Annotated in this window: 14 protein-coding genes; 6 read left to right on the top strand and 8 right to left on the bottom strand. The window is 60.8% G+C overall.

The annotated features are described in order from the left end of the window. Positions 1-137: 137 nt before the first annotated feature. From yajC to D7D26_RS02470, 5 genes are all read right to left on the bottom strand, one after another. Complete coding sequence (gene yajC, locus D7D26_RS02490) at positions 138-401, bottom strand: preprotein translocase subunit YajC (protein ID WP_078016122.1); 264 nt, start codon at positions 399-401, stop codon at positions 138-140. 15 nt (positions 402-416) lie between these two features. Beyond that, complete coding sequence (locus D7D26_RS02485; RefSeq protein ID WP_120371897.1) at positions 417-1601, bottom strand: M20 metallopeptidase family protein; 1185 nt, start codon at positions 1599-1601, stop codon at positions 417-419. 124 nt (positions 1602-1725) lie between these two features. Continuing rightward, entirely contained in the window at positions 1726-2382 is a 657-nt protein-coding gene (locus D7D26_RS02480) for a hypothetical protein (protein WP_120371896.1), read from the bottom strand. Between the two features lie 27 nt (positions 2383-2409). Then, positions 2410-3129 (bottom strand): DUF5058 family protein, encoded by a 720-nt coding sequence (locus tag D7D26_RS02475; RefSeq protein WP_120371895.1) that lies wholly within the window; start codon positions 3127-3129, stop codon positions 2410-2412. A gap of 358 nt (positions 3130-3487) precedes the next feature. Next, complete coding sequence (locus tag D7D26_RS02470) at positions 3488-5098, bottom strand: PucR family transcriptional regulator (protein WP_120371894.1); 1611 nt, start codon at positions 5096-5098, stop codon at positions 3488-3490. Positions 5099-5328: 230 nt separating this feature from the next. On the opposite strand from D7D26_RS02470, the gene D7D26_RS02465 reads away from it, so the two are divergent. Next, positions 5329-8484, top strand: coding sequence for an ankyrin repeat domain-containing protein (locus D7D26_RS02465; protein WP_120371893.1), 3156 nt, complete (start codon positions 5329-5331; stop codon positions 8482-8484). A gap of 82 nt (positions 8485-8566) precedes the next feature. On the opposite strand, the gene D7D26_RS02460 is transcribed toward D7D26_RS02465, so the two are convergent. Next, positions 8567-9316: a transporter substrate-binding domain-containing protein gene (locus tag D7D26_RS02460; protein ID WP_120371892.1), complete on the bottom strand. Its 750-nt coding sequence runs from the start codon at positions 9314-9316 to the stop codon at positions 8567-8569. 159 nt (positions 9317-9475) lie between these two features. Between D7D26_RS02460 and D7D26_RS02455 the strand changes: the two genes are divergently transcribed. Beyond that, positions 9476-10708: an HD domain-containing protein gene (locus D7D26_RS02455; RefSeq protein ID WP_120371891.1), complete on the top strand. Its 1233-nt coding sequence runs from the start codon at positions 9476-9478 to the stop codon at positions 10706-10708. 112 nt (positions 10709-10820) lie between these two features. Here D7D26_RS02455 and D7D26_RS02450 read toward each other — a convergent pair whose 3' ends face one another. Both D7D26_RS02450 and D7D26_RS02445 read right to left on the bottom strand, forming a co-directional pair. Continuing rightward, positions 10821-11570 (bottom strand): N-acetyltransferase, encoded by a 750-nt coding sequence (locus D7D26_RS02450; protein WP_120371890.1) that lies wholly within the window; start codon positions 11568-11570, stop codon positions 10821-10823. Positions 11571-11759: 189 nt separating this feature from the next. Beyond that, on the bottom strand, positions 11760-12380 hold the full coding sequence (locus D7D26_RS02445) for a hypothetical protein (RefSeq protein WP_147413035.1): 621 nt from the start codon (positions 12378-12380) through the stop codon (positions 11760-11762). A gap of 177 nt (positions 12381-12557) precedes the next feature. Between D7D26_RS02445 and xth the strand changes: the two genes are divergently transcribed. From xth to D7D26_RS02425, 4 genes are read left to right on the top strand one after another with little or no spacing between them, the layout of a single operon-like run. Next, positions 12558-13328: an exodeoxyribonuclease III gene (xth, locus tag D7D26_RS02440; protein ID WP_120371888.1), complete on the top strand. Its 771-nt coding sequence runs from the start codon at positions 12558-12560 to the stop codon at positions 13326-13328. A gap of 16 nt (positions 13329-13344) precedes the next feature. Beyond that, positions 13345-14877, top strand: coding sequence for a YbaK/EbsC family protein (locus tag D7D26_RS02435; protein WP_120371887.1), 1533 nt, complete (start codon positions 13345-13347; stop codon positions 14875-14877). Positions 14878-14913: 36 nt separating this feature from the next. Beyond that, positions 14914-15315: a hypothetical protein gene (locus tag D7D26_RS02430; protein ID WP_078016109.1), complete on the top strand. Its 402-nt coding sequence runs from the start codon at positions 14914-14916 to the stop codon at positions 15313-15315. A gap of 14 nt (positions 15316-15329) precedes the next feature. Next, on the top strand, positions 15330-15785 hold the full coding sequence (locus D7D26_RS02425) for a hypothetical protein (protein ID WP_233543432.1): 456 nt from the start codon (positions 15330-15332) through the stop codon (positions 15783-15785). Positions 15786-15806 lie beyond the last annotated feature (21 nt).

Here is a 15806-nt window from a genome sequence, read left to right as displayed (position 1 = left end):
TACCGGTTCATTATACACAGCTCCATAAAGTTGTCAACCGAATAAAAGCGTACAAAAAGGGAGCCCGCGCCTCCTCGCAAGCTCCCTCACCTTGTTCCCGACGACGTAGGGCAGTACGCCCCCGGGGACGTCAAAAATTATTTGCAGACCATCTGCACAGCGCCGCGAAGAATCTCGATGCGGCTGCCGCCCGTTTCAATGACCAAAGTTTCCTCATCGGCCTCGAGCACCGTTCCCTTGACGCCGCCGATGGTCACGACGCGGTCGCCGGCCTTCACGCCCCGCTGCATCTCATCGTGCGCGCGCTTCCGTTTCTTTCCCGGGATCAGAATGAAGGCGTAATAGAAAAGGATCAGAACGCCGACATAGAGCAGCGTGTAGTACAGGCCCTTGCTTTCCATCGCGGGGCGGCCGTTTTATCTGCCGAGATAATCTTCGACGATGGAGACGAAAACCGCCGAACCTTTCCAGAACACGTCTTCGTCGACGTCGAAGTGGGGGTTGTGGTGCGGGCCGTCGGTGTGCTTTTCGTGGTTCGACGAGGACAGGAACATAAAAGCGCCGGGACGTTCCCTAAGGTAGAAGGCAAAATCCTCGCCGCCCATGTTCGGCGCTGGAATGGAAGTGACCACGCCGTCTCCTCCCAGCACCTTGACCGCCGCGCCGGCCGCCAACTTGGCCATTTCGTCGTCGTTCACCACCGGGGCCGCGCCCCAGATCATCTCGTACTTGCACTCGGCGCGGTACGACGTGGCGATGCCTGCGGCGATCTCGCCGATACGTTTGCCAAGATACTGACGCACCTCTTCTTCGAGCGCGCGCGTCGTCCCCTCGATCTCCACCTCGCCGGGAATGGCGTTGTAGGCGATGCCTCCATGGATCCGGCCGATGGTGACGACCGCCGCCTTGGTGGAAGGCACCTCGCGGGCGATGATCTCCTCCAGAGCCAGCACGATGTTGGACGCGACGACGATCGGATCGACGCCTTTCTCGGGCGTCGATCCGTGACAGCCCTTGCCCGTCACGTGCAGTATGAAATGGTCGTACGACGCCATGCAGCAACCGGGCGTCACGATCACCGTCCCCGCGGGGATATTCGGGTCGATGATGGTGCCGATATGCATGCCGAACACGGCGTCGACGTGGGGATTTTCCATCACGCCTTCCTTGAGCATGATCTGAGAGCCGGTGCAGGTCTCTTCGCCGGTCTGGAAGATCAGCTTGACCGTTCCCTTCAGGTCGGCTTTGTGCTCGTTCAGAACTTTGGCGGCGCCGAGAAGCATCGTGATGTGCGTGTCGTGGCCGCAGGCATGCATCCGTCCCTCGTGCCTGGAAGCGAAGGGCAGCCCCGTCGCCTCCGCGATAGGCAGACCATCCATATCGGCGCGCAGGGCCACGACCTTGCCGGGCTTGCCGCCTTCGATCAGGGCGACGACGCCGGAATCGAGCGCGTTCTTCTTGTAAGGGATCCCCATCGCGTCGAGTTCCGCGCACAGCAGCGCCTGAGTTTCGGGAAGATCCTCGCCCAGCTCGGGGATCTGATGGAACCGGCGTCTCAGCGCCACAAGATCGTTTTGAAGCGATTGGCATTTCTCCCACATATTCAAGAGCTCCTTTCAGTCCATGACATCCATGTGATAAAAGAGAGGGCGAAAGACGGCATCGTCCACGCCCTGACTCGATACAGAGGTTCGAATCTCACCTTTTTTGGATAGTTTCGATAAATCAGGCTTTCTTCTCCATCACGTAGAACGCGCGGGCGATGGCGATGCAGCCGAAGACCGCCGCGGGGATCGTAATGTAGGCCGGAGTTTTGACGAAGTAGATCAGCGCCAGAGGGATAGCGAGGCCGAAAACGGCGATCTTGGGATATTTGATCGCGAAGTTGCCGAAGGTACCGCCGAAGATCGCGCCGGCCGCGTACTTGACGAAAGCGTCGGAAACGACCTTGGGCAGCGCGGCGACGACGGACGCGCCGATGAACGCGGCCAGGAGGACGGCGATCAGATTGGTGACGATGGAGCCGCAGATGCCCAGCGTCGAGACCACTTCGGCCTGGAGCGTGCCGGACTCGGTGTGCGTGGCGTCGAGCGCCTGAGCGGCGCAGGGCACGCGCATGTTGCCGATGTTGCCGGAAAGGAACACGAGATAAGACCCGGAAAGGCCGATCACGGAATAATAGGAAATCGGTTCGACGAAATAGAACGCGCCGAAGGATGCGGCCACAAGCCCCCAGGCCTTCAGCACCACGTCGAGGCTGGGCCAGCAGTTATAAGCGCTGCACAGCCACAAAACGGGCAAAAAACTCATGGCGGCGGCGAGAAGATTCGTCGGCGTACCGATACGGATACAACCTTTTTTCCACTGAGCGTTCAGATCCATAGAAAAAACCTCCTTCATCCATCCTGGTTACATCATGACGACGTCGTGGATCACGGCGCACGCCATGCCGAAGAGCATGGCGATGCCGAGCGCGTATTCGGTGAGCTTGGGATGCTTCGGCACGACGCACTTCACCAGGAAGACCATCGCCACGGCTCCGGTCAGCGCGGCGAGCATGTTGCCCGTGCCGCGGCGGATCTCGTTGCTGCACAGATAGCCGAAGACGCCCAGAGAGGCCGCTCCGCCGATCGCGGCCAGCCATTTCGTGTCGCCGCCGCCCATTTTTTCGCGGAGTTTTTCCAGATAAGGAGCGAAGAGCCCGCTGACGAGGAGCCAACCGCAGCCGTTCAGGGCCATCGCGAACCAGGTCACGGCCATGACCTGCAGCGTGAAATTCTCCTTGCCCAGCCCGCTGCCGGCCGCCTCGGCCGCCAGAGTGGCCGCCGTCAGCTCGGTCGGAGCCGCGCCGATGATGGACAGACGCAGCCAGGCCATAGGCGAACCGATCGTCGCCATCAGACCGACCATGACGATGAAGACGCCGATGGCGGGACCGATGGCCGAGATCAGTCCGACGCGGAACGCCGTCTTGGTGATTTCGGGACTGATCTGCGCCTCGCGGGCCGTCCGCTTGGCCAGACGGGTGAACAGCAGCGACTGGACCAGCGACACCACGACGGTGACGGCGCAGAGGGCCCAGACCATGGGCTGGTTGCCAATTCTCATAACTTCCTGCAAAGACTCCATGAAAACCGTACCTCCTCGAAAATGATCGCCATAAGATGGACCAGAACAACGTTCCGGCCTTTTCGATAAAGCCCCGCGTCAGCTCTTCTCCTTCAGCGCTCACCGCCGACGTTGTTTTCATCATAAATATTTCTTTCACAAACATCAATGTTCTTAAAAGACAAAAAATAAGGATATTTTTTCATAGCGTCGATCTGAGTTCTTTTTTTATATCAGTTTTTCGAATTACAACAAATTAATACCGATAAAAATAGCCACAGGAGACTATTTTCATGCTCCTGTGGCTTATTTTGTATTCAAGAGACAAGATCGCACCGACATTTTACCATCATGCGGCCATGAGGATCGGCCGTTTCCGTTACGCCTTTTTGTGCATGCGGTACAGCTTCAAAGCGATCATCACGTTGAGTCGATCGCCGCTTTTGGACGGATCGATGCCGAGGAGATCGCAGATCTTCCGCCAACGGTACTTGAGCGTGTTATAGTGAACGTCCATCACCATGGCCGCGTCTTTCAAGTTCCAATTGCAGCTCACCGTCGTCTGAAGCGTATCCAGCAGCGTGGCACCGGCAGGCCGTTCATCGCTCAGGAGCGGCCCCAGATAACGCTCCATGAAGCTGCAGCCCTCGGAAGTACCGGCTACGCCATACAGCAGTTTATAGACCCCCATTTCCGACCACGATGCGATGACGTTGCCGCCCGTGCTGCGACGCAGAAGTTCAAGTCCCTGCTGGGCCTGGCGGTAACTTTCGGGACAGTCGAAGACGTTGTTGCACGGATCGCCCACGCCGACTGTCACCGTAAAACCGGTTTCGGTCTGGATCACCTTCATCATATCGACCAGCGTGCGCCGCAGCAGGTCGTTAAAGAATCCTCCCCCGTTTTCGTCGCCCGAAGGAAAGATAAAGACGATCGAGTCGCTCATCTCCGCATAGGGATATTTTCCGCCGTTAAGACGCGCCAGGAACGACCGGGCGATCGCGTAGATACGCGACTTGCTGTTTTCGATGGCGTTCACGCCCTGGCCGCCGGAAATGGCGCGGGTCAGGCAGCTCTTGTAGTTGTCGATATCGACGATGACCACGCGCTGAGGACCTTCAAGGTTCCAGTTGAAACTCTTGGCTCGATTCCAAGCCTCCTGCTCCATGCGGATGTTACGGGTGATCAGGTCCTGCACGAATTCGTTGCGATAACGCGACTCCACCTGATGCCGAACCTCGCGGCGCTGAAAGTACAGGAGCAGCGCGCCTTTGGCCTGATTGATCGGGATCTCCGACCAGCGGTCTTTGAGTTTTTCGGCGTCGGCGTCGAAAATGAGGTGTCCCAAAAGCCGGCCGTTGAGCATCACGTCCTCGTGGGGGTAAAGATTCAGCACGTCCTTGAGCGGAAGCGTATCCAACGCCGCCAGCAGTTGCGGCGAATCGGAGAAAATGTACTTTCTGTCCGTCGCGAGATCCATGAAGGCCAGATCCACGTGCGTGAATTCGCAGAGCACCTGCATGATTTCCTCGATCTCCGCCGCCCGCACGCTGAGGCCGAAAAAGGTGTGGCGAACTTTTTCGGAGTATTTGAGCAGGCGCGCCTGGTCGTGAATGATCAGCGACTGCACCGGGTGAATGATGGCGGCAAAGGGGACGGAAATGGGAATGTCGATGATGGGAAATTTATGCTGGTCGGCCAGGTCGAGCACCGACTGGGGAACCTGTTTGATGTAGCGTTCGGTCTTGATGCCGATGCAGGTGGCCTGACGTTCGATCAGTTCGCGGACGAGCGCGAGCAGCTGTTCTTCCGTCTGAAAAGCGTAAGCCAGCGTGAGCACGCACTCACCGCCGCGGATCCATTTCCACGAGTCGGGGGCTTCGATAAAGGTCGTGGTGGAAATTTCCCGGTCGAGCCCACCAAATCCCGCCAGCACATGAAACCCCTTGAAAGACTCCAGGGCCAACGTTTCCCGCACAGTTGTCGTCATCGCTCAAGATCTCCTTATGCATTTCGAACTTGCGAACTTCATGCAAAGTATAGTACTATTATAGAGTTGAATTTTAAAGGTATCGTTTTCGCTCGTCATAAAGGGACGTCTGTTTTTGTTTTGCCGCCTTTGCGGCGGAAAAGCAGCGCGTCCTCTGCCGATAAGGACGAGTGTTTCAATTCTACATGAAAATTCTCTGAAGGCAAATTTGAGGAGGCTTCCCAGAAATTATGACTCTGCTCAAAAGTAAAATCCCGGCGTTTTTCGCGTTCGCCGCCGTTTGCCTTTGTCCCCCGGCGTGGGCGCTTTCGCAGAAGGAGTTCATGGATCTTTGTCTGAACGGCGACGCGCTGCAGGTCGCATCGGCCCTGAAAGACGAAGGGATCTCCGTCGGCAAAGCCGACGCCAAAGGCAACACGCCGCTGATGATGGCCGCCCAGGCCAAAGGCAAGGCCGCCGATCCCGACAAAATCAGGCTGCTCGTCAACGCCGGAAGCAACGTCAACGCCGCCAACAAAGAGAGGATGCGCGCGCTGGCCGCCGCCGCCCAGGACAGCGACAATCCCGAGATTATCGTCGCTCTGGCCGCGGCCGGAGCCGAGCTGGAAGAACGCGGCTCCCGCGGCTGGACGCCGCTCGGTCTCGCGGCGATGCGCAATCCCAATCCCGAGATCGCCGCGGCGCTGATCGACCTCGGCGCCGATCTCGCCGCCGCGGATAACTCCGGCGCCACCCCGTTCATGCTGGCCGCGCGGGCCGGCAACGCCTACGAAGTTCTGATCACGCTGCTTGACGAAGGCGCCGATCCCACCGTGACCGGCGCCAACAAAAAGACGGCCTGGAGTTACATAGAAAGCGGCAAAAAATACACTCCCGAACAATTGGCCACGCTCAAAGAGCGCACGCAGCAAAAGAATGCTCCCGCCCCCATGACGCCGGAACGCTTCGCCAAACTCTGCCGCCGCGGTCTGGCACGACGCGTCGGTCTTTACCTCGAGGCCCGCACCGACCCGAACGCTCCCGTCGACGGCCTGACGCCGCTGATGTGGGCCGCGCAGTACAACGCGCACCCCGACGTCGTCGGTGTTCTCATGAAGTGGGGGGCCCGCGAGAACGCCCGCGACGACCGCGGGCGCACCGCGCTGATCCTGGCCGCCTCGACGAACGGCAATCCGAAAGTCCTTTCCGAGCTTCTCGTTCACGGAGCCCGCGTCGATTACCGCGACGTCGACGGCAAGACCGCCTTCGATTACGCCCAGGCCAATCCGGCGTTCGCCGCCGAGGATCTGCTGCTCCTTTCCTCCATCGCCGCAAGCGTAAACGAAGCGGAAGAGCGCGGCATCCAGATCGGCGCCGAGCGTCAGAAAAGCGTCGGCGGCCCCGCGGACAATCCGCGGATCGTGCCGCTCTATAAAAAAATAGCCGACGAGCAGAACGAGATCCTTCGCCTCACGACAGCCGCCGTCGAGTTGCGGAAAAAAGCCGACCTCGCCGCCCAGACGGCCGAAAACGCCCAAAAACGGCTCCAGACCGGCCGCGAACTGTCGGAGCAGCAGAAAAGCCTGATCCAGCAGCTCACCGACAACCTCGCGGAACTCAAGGCCAGCCAGCGGCAAGAGCTGGAACTGAGCCGCGGGGACATCGACACGCTGACGGCGTTGTGGCAGAGCGAAATGCAGAAGAACCTCAAACTGATCGAAGAAAACAGGCTGGACTTCCAAAAGCGGAAAGGCGAAATCGACGCGCTCGCCGCTCGCCTGCAGGCCGCCGAAGCGCGATCGAACCGGTTGGCCGAAGAGAAAGCGGCCGCCGAAGCCGATTTCGGCAAAGAACGCGCCGAGGCGGAGAACAATTTGGCGGCGGTCAAGTCCCATCTCGAAGAAGCATACAGAAACGAAGTGGAGCGACTGAACGCCCAAATCCGCGTCGGCGAGGAAAAAAGCCACCAGGCCGTTCAATATCAAAGCGTGGCCCTGTCCCAGCACCGACAGGAAGTTATCGACCTGAAATCTCGCCAGGCTCGCCTGCTTGAAGAAAACGCCCTGAAATACGAACAGCAACTGGCCGAGCTTAAAAATCGGCACGCCAAAGAACTGCAAGAAGTTACGCTGCAAAACGAACAGAAGCTTGACGCGAAAATCCGGGAAACCGTCGCCACCATGGAAGAACGACAACGGAACGCGCTCCTCCAGGAACAGAGCCGTCACGCCGTGGCGCTGGGCGAGCGGCAAAAGCGCCTTGAAGAAGCCCACGAGGCTCAAATCTCGGCGTTGAGCCGCCAGAAAGACGAAGAACTCCACGAGAAAATGGAAGCTGCCCTGCAGGAGAACTCCGCCTTGAAAAAGCAGTTCGACGAGACGCTGGTCGTGCTGAACGCCAGCCTGCGGAAGGAACGCGAGATCTCCGCCGCTCTGGAAGCCGAGCTGAACTCGCAGAAAGACAAAGCCGCCCAAGATCTGGCCGAAGTTCAGGCCCGTCTGGACAGCCGTGAGAAACAGTTGCACGCCGAACTGAACGAGAAGCTGACAGCGCAGGACACTCAGCTCAAAGCCGCGTTCGAGATCGAAAAAGCCCGTCTGGAGACCGCTCATCGTCAGGAAATGTTCGATGCCGTTTCCAAGTTGGAAGCCCAGTATAACGATGAGCTGAACCGTCTTAGAAAGAGCCGCGGCGACGAATTGAACGAAAAAGTCTCCGCCCTGCAGCGCGCTTTCGACGTCGCGCAGGCCCAAAGCCGCGAGCTGTTGGACGCAACTCTGGCCGCCGCCGAGACTCAAAAGCGCGCGGAAGCGGAAAAAGAAGCCGCGGCGACCAAAGCCGGCATCGAACAGGGTCGGCAGGAAGCCAGCCGCCTTCTCGAGACGGCCTACGCCCAGTCGCTGCGTCAGGCGGAACTCCGGTACGACAAAATGCTCAAGGAACAGCAAACGCAGCAGCAGATCGAGTTCGCCACCTCCAGTGACGCCCTCAACGCCAAACACCGCCAAGAAATGGAACAGGCCGCCGCCCGGGCCGAGCGTGACGTAAAGAGCGTCCTGGCCCGCGCGGAACAGCAAAAGATGCAAGACGTGGCCGCGCTGCGCGCCGACTTTGCGCGGCGGCTGGCGGAGCGCGAGCGTGAGCTGGCGGCGCAGCGCGCTGCGGAGATCGAACAGGCACGGAACGCCGCCGCACGCGACGGCGAAAAACTGATCGCCGCGCTCAAGCAGGAATACGAAAAGCGCCTCGCGACCCTGCTGGCTCAGAAAGACGCCTTTCACGCCGCCGAGCTGAAAAAATTGGAAGCGATCCAGAAAGGCGCGCTCAGGGCCGCGGCAGAATCTCACCGCGAGCCCGAGCAGTCCGTGCTGGCCCAATCTGACCAGCCGCCGACCAAGACGAATTAGATTTCTCAAGCGCGGCGACAAAAGCCCCTGAAATCCGGCGCAGGCCGTTTCAGGGGCTTTTTCTCAAGGGACCGGCAGAGCGTTACTCTTTGAACCACTTGTCGCGCAGAGCCGCCAGCTCCCCGCTTTTGTCCATTTCCTCGATGATGCCGTTGACCGCGGCGCTCAGCGCCTCGTCCTGCTTGGGCATGGCGATGGCCTTGTCGGCGCCGGTGATCTGTTTGTTGAAAGCGACCGTGACTTTGCCGGCGAAATCCTTGGCCTGCACGTACTGCTTCGCCACGGGAATGTCCATCAGCGTCGCGGCGGCGCGCCCGAGCACGACCTCGCGCACGCAGTCGTCGAACTTCTGGAACGTCTTCACTTCCACGTTGCCGAGACTGCGCGCGAAATTCTCCTGCACCGTGCCGATCTGTACCGCCACGATCTTGCCGGCCAGTGCGTCGGTGTCTTGGGGCGGGTTTTCGATTCCAGTGACGAAAGCGCTGAGGGAGATCTCGTACGGAGCCGAGAAGTTGACGCGCTTGGCGCGCTCCGGCGTGGCCGACATGCCGGCGGCGACCAGATCGACCTTGCCCGACATCAGCGCCGGGATCAGCGAATCGAAAGGCATGTCGAGCCATTCGACCTTTTTGCCCAGTTTTTTGGCGACCGTCTCGGTCAGCTCGATGTCGAAGCCGACCAGCTCGCCTTTTTCGTTGCGCGATTCGTAAGGCGGATACGTGCTCTCGGTCGCGGCGACCAGCGTGTCCTTGTCCAGAGCCGAAGCCGCGAAAGCGGCGCTTGCAGCCAGCGTCAGCAGAGCGGAAAGTGCGGCGATGCGTTTGAACATTTTAGAAACAACCTCCTGAGTGACGACAGATTTTTGTCGGACTTTTTTCGTCCTTGCGACGTATATTATTACTATTCAGTTCATCTGTCAAGCGCTCATTAAAAAATAGTTTATTGATCTCGGCAATTCGATTTCTCCGTAGAAACGAGGTGGCTGTGCATGAACGAAAACGAGTTCGCCGCGCGCGTCGCCGCGCTCGGCGGCCAGCTTTACGTCGTCGGCGGCTGGGTACGCGACCGCCTGATCGGACGCCCCGCCGAGGACAAGGACTACGTCGTCTGCGGCCTCGACGCGCAAACGCTCAAGCGCGAATTCCAGGTCCGCTCCGTGGGGCGACAGTTTCCCGTTTATCTGCTGGAAGTCGGCGGCCGCCTCAGCGAAGTGGCGCTGGCGCGCACCGAGCGCAAGACCGGAACGGGCTATCGCGGTTTTGAAGCGCGCTTCAGCCCCGAGACGACCATCGAAGAAGACCTGTACCGCCGCGACACGCGCATGAACAGCATGGCCGTCCGCCTGCCCGGCGGCGAGCTGATCGACCCGTTCGGCGGGCGCGGCGACATCGAGAACAAAATCATCCGCGCCACGTCGGAACATTTCCGCGACGATCCGGTCCGCGCGCTGCGCGCCGCCCGCCAATCCGCCCAGCTGGGATTTTCCATCGATCCCGGCACGGTCGAACTGATGTCCGCCTGCCGCGGCGAACTGGCGCGGGAACCGGCCGAGCGCGTTTTCGCCGAGATGCGCAGGGCGCTCGCTTCCCCGCGGCCGGAACTTTTTTTCACCGCGCTGCGCGACGCCGGGATCCTCGACGCCGTTTTCCCCGAGCTGGCGGCGCTGATCGGCGTGAAACAGCCCATGAAATATCATCGCGGTCTTGACGCCTTCGAGCACAGTATGGAAGTTCTACGCCGCGCCGCCGCGCTGACGCCACGCGCGGCGACGCGCTTCGCCGCCCTCGTCCACGACCTCGGCAAGGGACCGACGCCGCGGCAGGAATGGCCGCATCACATCGGCCACGAGGCACGGGGGCTGGCCGCGCTGGAGCGGCTCGACCGCCGTATGACGCTGCCGCGGCCGTGGTATCGTTTCGCCCGCTTCATGATCGCCAATCACATGCGGCTCCCCCGCCTGCGCCGCCCCGGCGCCATCGTGGCGGTCATCGAGGAGATGCGGCGCGGCGGTTTCGACGCGGCGGAAGTCGCCGCCGTGATCCGCGCCGATCACGGTACACTGCCCGACTTTCTGCAGCGCTACGGTCGGTACGCCGCCGTTCTCGACGAAGAACGCGCCCGGCTGGCGCTCCCCGCCGATCTGCCGCCGCAGGCGCGCGGCCGGTGGCTGCGCATGCGTCTGGCCGAAGCTCTCGCCCGCCGCCTGCCGCCCGAAGGATAATACGGCGGCGCTCCGCCGCTCCGTTCAAGAGACGTTCCGCACGGAACGTCTGACAGTCTTCGCCGCCGTATCCCAAAGACGGGCGACTCCGACCGCGCAGCGCGGCCGCCCCCTATGGATGAAGCAGCTTCTTCAGGTACGTCTCATTCAATAAATGAGCCGTTTCGAAAACGCCGTTGTAAAAAACCGCATAGTTGTTGAAAACACATGGGACGTTTTTGGCTTTTTCCAAGGTGTCGACTGCGACCAGATTCAGAGGGATGTCGTTTTTATCGCAATACCTTCGCACTTGCTCGACGCAGTCCGGAATATACGGACATTGCGCCCCGTAGTAGATCGTCAGCGATTTATCGTCGATCCTCATCGCTTTTGCGTTTTCGGAAAAACGGGGTTTCCGTCCGTCAAAAGACAAAGCCAACAGCTCGTAATCATCTCCGGCGGTATCTGCCACCTCGAAACCATACTTGAGCAGGAATTTTTTTTCGGACAAATAGGGCTTTTTCTTTTTTGAACTCAGCGCGCACACGCCGGATTTCCCTTTTTCCTTTGCGTCAGCGATGCAATACTCGATGAGATCCCGCGCGTGTCCTTTGCCTTTGAACGAGCCGGCCACCCACAGGCAATAGACGTACATATAATTTTCTCCGCGCACGGGGACCCACGACGATTCCAGAGGCGCGTACTCGATGAACACCTTTCCCCGTTCATTGAGTTTACGAAAGACATGCCCTTCCTGGATACGCTCCTTGAGCCATTGTTTTTTGACCGACACGCCGTCCTGATGTTTTTTATCTGCGATTGCGCAGCACACATGCTCCGAGTCGAGGTTGCCGATCGTCAGATTCACATAGTTCCTGCCCATTTCCTTTTCTCCTTATGGCATCGCCCTCTTGACCGCCAAGGCCGCCGCACAACCATGACAACAACGGCGCTATAAGTCCATTGAATATTTGGATTTCTTAATGACAACCGACATAAAAGCGGCGAGAGAGCTGATCAAACCCGGCTGATCAGCCTTCGCCGCTTTTTCGGCACTTTCTTCGACGCGGGCTCAGCTTTTACGCCAGTATTTTTCCTCGCTGAGCGGGAACAGTTCGTCCGCCATGCGGCGGATGTCGCCGACCGCCCCGAAAAGTTCCCGCGCCGCCAGCAGCGCGTCGCGGAAATCGAGCAGCGCCTCCACGCGTTCGACACGCCGTTCGCCCGCCAGGGTGGCGGGCAGCTCCGACAGCGACAATTCCAGATCCTCTTCTTCGGCGCCTCGGTGCTGGGAGCCGAGCAGCTGTCGCCGGTGAGACCAGTCGATCCGGTCGGCCACGCAGCGGCACAGCGAGCCGAGAAAGGCGCGGCTTTCGTTCAGGCCGGTCAGCGGCGCCGCGCCGGCCGTGCAGAGTTTTTTCAGCGCCGCCGCGCAGCGCCGCGTCAGAGAGACCATCTCCAGCGTTTCCCTGACGGAACGGGAGCTGCGCGCTTCGCAGCGGTCGAGGCAGTCCAGCGCCAGTTCGTCGAGCACTTCGGCCTGATGGGCCGTCTGCAGCGAATTGGAAGGCTGATTCTCCTCGAAGGAACCGGCCGCGCTTTCCACCATGAAAAGGAACGCCTTGAGAAATTCAAGGAAGCTGCGCTGCAGCGGCGTGAGGTCGCGCCGCTCGAAAAAATCGGGACGAATCACTCTTTTCACCGCCCTTTCGGGTATAATGATGGGCGAACACGCCCTCCTTTTCGCGGAGTTCAACGGTACTTCAACGATTATAATCGAATCCGCGCGAAAAAAAAGACTTGAGCCGTTTTTCGGCAGTCTTGTCTGCCGCGCGTTTTTCTAACGAACAATTTTTGCGGAGGTTGAATCATGAGAGTCGCTACCTTTAACGTGAATTCGCTGCGCACCCGCCTGCCGATCCTCGAGTGCTGGCTGCCCGGCGCGGATGTGGACGTGCTGGCCCTGCAGGAGACGAAAGTGCAGGACGGCGAATTTCCCCTTGCCGAGGTGGAAAAGCTCGGCTACCGCGCCGCCTTCCGCGGCGAAAAATCCTACAACGGCGTCGCCATCCTCTCGAAGCAAGAGCCCGACGAGGTGGTCCACGGCTTCGCCGACGGCGCGTCGCCGCTCTGGGACACGCGCCTGATCGCCGCGCGCTTCGGGGATACGTGGATCCTCGATACCTACGTGCCGCAGGGCAAGGAGATCACCCACCCCGACTACGAAGCCAAAAAGGAATTTCTGCGCCGCACCGCCGCGCTGATCGCCGCGCACAAGGACGAAAAGCTGCTCTGGACCGGCGACCTCAACGTGGCCCCGACCGAGCTGGACGTGACCAATCCCGCCAACAAGAAGGATCACGTCTGTTTCGTCAAGGAGCTGCGCGACCTTTTCGCCCAGCTCTGCGCGCCGCTGGTCATCGACCTGCTGCGCGTCCACCACCCCGGCGAGGAGCTGTACTCGTTCTTCGATTACCGCGTCAAAAACGCGCTGGAACGCAACATCGGCTGGCGCATCGACCACATGCTCGCCACGCCGTCTCTGGCGAAACAAAGCCGGGCCTGCTGGATCGACGCGGAACCGCGCGGCTGGGAAAAGCCTTCGGACCACACGCCCATGCTGGCCGATTTCGCCGACTGACGACAGGGGAAACGCCATGAAATGGATGAGCGAACTGCTGATGCCCGTTTCGCGCGGGCGTTCCTCGAAACTGCACGACCTCGGCTTGGCCAAAATCGCGCAGGGCGGCTACGGCCTGTGGAACCCCAACGACGAAACGCTGATCCTGCTGCCGGAGGGGAAAATCCTCTTCCAGCGCACCGAGGACTTTCTGCTTCGCAGCCTCGAAGCCTTCCGCCCGCAACGTCTTGACTGCGGGACCTCCGCTCGCGGCGCCCTTGACGCCGCCGTGCGTCTGATCAAACGCGCCGCCGACCTGCCGGTTCTCCTCGCCGAGCGCCGTGGGGACGAGCTCCGCCTGCTGGGACTTCACGGCGACTTCGAAGCCTCGCTCGAAATGGCCAACGACGCGCTGCGCGCTGTCGGCGGCGCCGTCTGCACGCTGGGCCTGCGCCTGCGCCGCGTCGACCGTCTGACGCCCGAAGGGCACCGCGTCGATTTGCTCTGCCGCTCCGAGGCGCCGCTTCGCGGCGAAGAAGGACTGGTCTGTCCCGACTGCGGCTGGATGGCCGCCTTCGACAGCCCCTGCCGCTTCGGCGGAGAGACGTCGGATGCCGCGCCGGAAGAGCTGCGCGAAGTGGCCACGCCGGGCTGCTCCACCGTCGAAAAATTGTGCGAATATCTCAAGATCGCGCCGTCGCGGATCGTCAAGTGCATGTTCTACGCCGTCGAGGGGCGCGGCCTGGCCGCCGTGATCCTGCGCGCCGACCGCCAGGTCTGTCTGGAAAAAGTCCGCGCCGCGTTCCAGGGCGCGTCCGTCCGCCCCGCCGAGCCGGACGAACTGGCCGCCGTCATGGGCGATTCGGCCGGCTATATGGGCCCGGTAGGGCTGCCCGCCTCGGTGGCACTGCTCGCCGACTTCAGCGCCGTCGGCGTCAAAAACGCCGTCGTCGGCGCCAACAAGCCCGGCTTTCATAAAACGGGCGCCTGCTGGGGCCGCGATTTCAAGACCGACTTCGTCGCCGACGTGACGCTGCTTCAGAAAGGCGATCACTGCCCCCACTGCGGTACGGCGCTGGAAAAGAGCGAACTGCGCCGCATCGCCGCCTTCCGCCCCGTCGATCCCGTCGGCCTCGCCGAACCGTCGCTGACCTTTTTCAACGGTTCCGCCAAAGCCCACGTCCCCACCTGGAGCGCCGAGATCGACCTGACGGCGCTGCTCTCGGCCGCAAGCGAAAACTCCGAACGCTGGCCCGGCGAGATCGCCCCGTTCGACGTCTACGTTTACTGGGAGGGCGACGAAGCGCCGGACGCGCTCGCGCCGCTGATCGACGCGCTTGAAAGCGCCGGGCTCCGCGTCGTCGGCGACGACCGCGGCGGCACGTTCGAAAATCGCCGGGCCGAAGCCGCGGCGATCCGCGCGCCGCAGACCGTCTGCCTCAAAAAGGGCGGGGACGGCTGGCTGCTCGACGTGACACGGAACGGCCGCAGCGAAACGTTCTCGCCCGCACAGTTTGCCGCGCAGCAGGAAACTTTTTCGGCCGCGGAGCGCCGTCCGTTCCGGACGTGATACAATGGGAACGACATAAAAAGGAGCGTGCTGAACATGAAACTCGATCTCAGAAAAAAGCGATTCCTCATTTCGATAGTCCTGCTGCTCTGCGGCGTGTTCGCCCTCTATCCCTATCTCGTCTCCAATCCCGGCCGCGACCTGCTCAAGAGCGTCTCGCGGCTGGACAAACCGTTGGCCGCTTCGGTGATGAGGTCCGTCTCCCTCGGCCAGGCGCTCGTTGAAAAGGGACGCGAGCAGGCCGCCGCCAGCGGCCATGAGCAGGCCATTGCCGTCCTGACGGAAAAAATCGGCGCCAACGTCGAGAACCTGAAAAAAGAGCTGCTCGCCATGCCGCCGCATTCCACGCAGCTGTCCCCGGGCGCCCGTACCGCTTACGAGACGCTGGAAGCGCAGCTGACGGACTTCATCGTCTCCCTGGCGGAAAGCGGGAAGTAGCCGTGCCCTTCGCGTTGACAAAAGAAAACGCCGCCCTCTTCGGACAGAGGGTAAACGCTGTGGTGCGCGGCTACATCGAGGCGCAGAACAGCATCTTCAAGTTCTCGTTTCTGAAAGCGCTGGGGTTGAAGCGCGTCGATCCCGCCATGGCGGCGGCGAAAGCCGGCGCGCTGAGGACCGAGGCGCAGTCCATGCTTGACGAAGTGCGCGAGCTCAAACTCGAGGCCGGAGATCCGCTGCACGAGTTCTTCATGACCATGCGCCCCTACCTGCGCAGTTTGCAGACCGCCATGACCTTCTTCATCGACCTCTGCGGTTCCATGAACGCCGCCCAAGCGGACAAACGTTCCCGTTATTGGAAAGAGCGCTACAAAAAGGACCTCGAAGAGCTTCAGCAGAAAGAGACCGATTATCTCGCGATCGGCAACGAGCTGAACCAGCGTTGGAAAAAGATCGCCGAAAAACAATGACCGCACAGAAAACGGGGCCGG

Source organism: Pyramidobacter sp. CG50-2 (genome assembly GCF_003612005.1).
Taxonomy (GTDB): Bacteria; Synergistota; Synergistia; order Synergistales; family Dethiosulfovibrionaceae; genus Pyramidobacter.
Note: the sequence above shows the minus strand (reverse complement) of the source record. Positions and strands in the feature narration are given on the sequence as shown.

What these genes read in the sequence shown, in the direction of transcription:
- yajC (WP_078016122.1), bottom strand. Translation starts at nt 401, where the DNA reads ATGGAAAGCAAGGGCCTGTACTACACGCTGCTCTATGTCGGCGTTCTG.
- D7D26_RS02485 (WP_120371897.1), bottom strand. Translation starts at nt 1,601, where the DNA reads ATGTGGGAGAAATGCCAATCGCTTCAAAACGATCTTGTGGCGCTGAGA.
- D7D26_RS02480 (WP_120371896.1), bottom strand. Translation starts at nt 2,382, where the DNA reads ATGGATCTGAACGCTCAGTGGAAAAAAGGTTGTATCCGTATCGGTACG.
- D7D26_RS02475 (WP_120371895.1), bottom strand. Translation starts at nt 3,129, where the DNA reads ATGGAGTCTTTGCAGGAAGTTATGAGAATTGGCAACCAGCCCATGGTC.
- D7D26_RS02470 (WP_120371894.1), bottom strand. Translation starts at nt 5,098, where the DNA reads ATGACGACAACTGTGCGGGAAACGTTGGCCCTGGAGTCTTTCAAGGGG.
- D7D26_RS02465 (WP_120371893.1), top strand. Translation starts at nt 5,329, where the DNA reads ATGACTCTGCTCAAAAGTAAAATCCCGGCGTTTTTCGCGTTCGCCGCC.
- D7D26_RS02460 (WP_120371892.1), bottom strand. Translation starts at nt 9,316, where the DNA reads ATGTTCAAACGCATCGCCGCACTTTCCGCTCTGCTGACGCTGGCTGCA.
- D7D26_RS02455 (WP_120371891.1), top strand. Translation starts at nt 9,476, where the DNA reads ATGAACGAAAACGAGTTCGCCGCGCGCGTCGCCGCGCTCGGCGGCCAG.
- D7D26_RS02450 (WP_120371890.1), bottom strand. Translation starts at nt 11,570, where the DNA reads ATGGGCAGGAACTATGTGAATCTGACGATCGGCAACCTCGACTCGGAG.
- xth (WP_120371888.1), top strand. Translation starts at nt 12,558, where the DNA reads ATGAGAGTCGCTACCTTTAACGTGAATTCGCTGCGCACCCGCCTGCCG.
- D7D26_RS02435 (WP_120371887.1), top strand. Translation starts at nt 13,345, where the DNA reads ATGAAATGGATGAGCGAACTGCTGATGCCCGTTTCGCGCGGGCGTTCC.
- D7D26_RS02430 (WP_078016109.1), top strand. Translation starts at nt 14,914, where the DNA reads ATGAAACTCGATCTCAGAAAAAAGCGATTCCTCATTTCGATAGTCCTG.